1 protein-coding gene is annotated in these 2,764 nt (G+C 65.1%); it reads right to left on the bottom strand.

The genetic code is table 11. The features are described 5' to 3' along the window. Positions 1-509: 509 nt before the first annotated feature. Positions 510-2,582: a penicillin-binding protein 2 gene (gene mrdA / locus PMI15_RS19350; protein WP_007873265.1), complete on the bottom strand. Its 2,073-nt coding sequence runs from the start codon at positions 2,580-2,582 to the stop codon at positions 510-512. Positions 2,583-2,764: the final 182 nt, after the last annotated feature.

A 2,764-nucleotide genomic window follows, 5' to 3' on the forward strand; every position in this document is an offset into this window, starting at 1 on the left:
GCGGCGGCCGGTGCGGCAGGCGCTTGCGCCATGGCCTGCTGGCAGGCCATGGCGACCCAGATCGTCAAGCCCCACGCCACAAAGCTCTTCAGGTACATACATGCCCGCCTTTCTTGCATCCAGCCAACAATCCGTAACATTTAAAGGCCGAAGGCATAACTCGTGCCAGTGCCTGGCAACGGTGTTTTTAGGCAGTTTTAAGTACAAATGCGTGCATAAGGTGCACGCAGGCGCCATGGTGTGGCGTGCCCCGGCACGGACTGCGGGCACGTTCCGCAGGGTTCGGGGGCGGGAAACCCCCAATGCACTATGCCAGTGCACGGGCTACATTGGATGACTTGCTGACGAGCCTCGCTGCTCGCAACGCGAGGAGCCGAGGAGACACGAGAGAGCCATTAGAAGTACACAGGCAACAAGGCATTCCAAAAGATGCCTTGCTGCAAAAAGCGCTGGTAACCCCAGCGCTTTTTTTATGCCTGTCGTTTTCCGGCAGGCTTGCCGGGCGGTGCTCAGTCGGGGTTGATGCCGGCCGCGGCCATGGGCGGGGGCAGCTTGCTGAGCGCTTCCGCAATGGCCGCCGCCTTGGCCTTGGCGGCCGCTGCCGCGGCAGCGGTGGTGGGCCCGGGGGCTGTGCCGCCTGTCGACATCAGGCCGGCCATCTCGGAGGCTTGGCGCGGTTTGCCTATGGGTGCGGCGGCCAGGCCTTTTTGCACCGCGATCATGTCTTCCTCGCTCGGGTACTGGCCCAGCAGCACATAGTCAAACACCCGGCGCGCGATGGGCGCGGCCACGCCGGCGCCCCAGCCGGCGTTTTCCACGATCACGGCCAGCGCGATCTTGGGGTCCTCGGCCGGCGCGAAAGCCATGTACACCGCGTGGTCGCGCTGGTGCTCCTCCATCTTGGCACTGTTGTACTTGTCCTTCTGGCCTATGGTCACGGCCTGGGCCGTGCCGGTCTTGCCGCCCGAGAGATAGCCCGCGCCGGCAAACACCCGCGCCGAAGTGCCCTCCTGCGTGACGCCCACCAGCGCCTTGCGCACAATGGCCACGTTCTCCGGCTTGTAGCCCAAGTCCTGCGGCGGATCGGCCGGCAGCGGGTGCATCACGCGCGTGACCGGGTCCTGCGTGCCTATGACCAGGCGCGGCCTGTGCTTGATGCCGCCGTTGGCCAGCGCCGCCGTGGCCTGCGCCAGCTGCAGCATGGTGAAGGTGTTGTAGCCCTGGCCAATGCCCAGGGAAATCGTTTCGCCGGGATACCACTTCTGCTGCTCGGGCCGCTTGTAGGCCTTGCGTTTCCATTCCTGGCTGGGCAGCACGCCGCGCACCTCGCCGTTGATGTCGATACCGGTGAGCTGGCCGAAGCCCAGCGGCTTCATGAAGTCGTGCATGGCGTCGACGCCCATCTCATTGGCCAGCGAGTAGTAATACACATTGCTGGACTTGACGATGGAGCGGTACATGTCGACCGCGCCCAGCGCGATGTCGCCGTGGCTGCGGAACACGTGACCGCCGAAGCTCCAGGAGGCGTTGTCGTTGACGATGAACGTCGCCGAGCGCTTGCCGGTCTGCAGCGCGGCCATGGCCATGAAAGGCTTGTAGGTCGAGCCCGGCGGGTAGGTGCCGCGCAGCGCGCGGTTGAGCAGCGGCTTGTCGATGGACTCGTTGAGCGCCTGCCAGCTTTCGCTGTCGATGCCGTCGACGAAAAGATTGGGGTCGAAGGTCGGCTTGCTGACAAAGGCCAGCACGTCGCCGGTTTTCGGGTCCAGCGCCACCAGCGCGCCGCGCCGCTCGCCGAACATGTCTTCCACGAGCTTTTGCAGGCGGATGTCCAGCGACAGCATCACCGTGTTGCCGGGGGTGGCCGGGTTGCTGGCCAACTTGCGCACCGCGCGCCCGCCGGCCGAGGTCTCCACCTGCTCGACGCCGGTAGTGCCGTGCAGCTGCTGCTCGAAGCTTTGCTCGACGCCGAGCTTGCCGATGTAGTCGGTGCCGCGGTAGTTGCCCTCGTCGTCGCTGCCTTCGATGCTTTCCTTCTCGGCCTGGTTGATGCGGCCTATATAGCCCACCACATGGCTGCCCAGCTCACCGTAGGGGTAGCTGCGAAACAGCCGGGCCTTGATGTCGACGCCCGGAAAGCGAAAGCGCTGCGCCGCGAAGCGCGCCACTTCCTCGTCGGTCAGGCGCGTGCGTATGGGCAGCGACTCAAAATTCTTGGACTCCTCGCGCAACCGCTTGAAGCGCCGCTTGTCGCGCAGCTGGATATCGACCACCTTTTCCAGCGCGGCAATCGTTTCCTCGAGGTTCTCGACCTTGGACGGCGTGATCTCCAGCGTGTAGGCCGAGTAGTTGGTCGCCAGCACGATGCCGTTGCGGTCCAGGATCAGGCCGCGGTTCGGCACGATGGGCACGATCGCCGTGCGGTTGCTTTCGGCCTGCTCGTTCAGGTCGGCATGGCGGTACACCTGCAAATACACCAGCCGCGCCGCCAGCAAGGCAAACGCGCACAACACCACAAAACTCGCCACCAGCACCCGCGCGCGAAAGCGCGACAGGTCGGCTTCAACGTTGCGCAACTCAGTCATGGTGGTCCGACTCTACTGCCAGGACAAAGTGCCCGCAAGGCGCCTTCTTATCCCCGGGAAAGAGAAGGCGATGCGTAGCGAGCCGCGCAGGCCAGCCAGAGCCGCGGAACCGGCTTTGCCGGGCCGCAGGCGCAGCGGCCCCCTCGGGGGGCAGCGCACTACACGAAGTGAAAAGCGTGGGG

Source organism: Polaromonas sp. CF318, from assembly GCF_000282655.1.
In the GTDB taxonomy this organism is placed as follows: domain Bacteria; phylum Pseudomonadota; class Gammaproteobacteria; order Burkholderiales; family Burkholderiaceae_C; genus Polaromonas.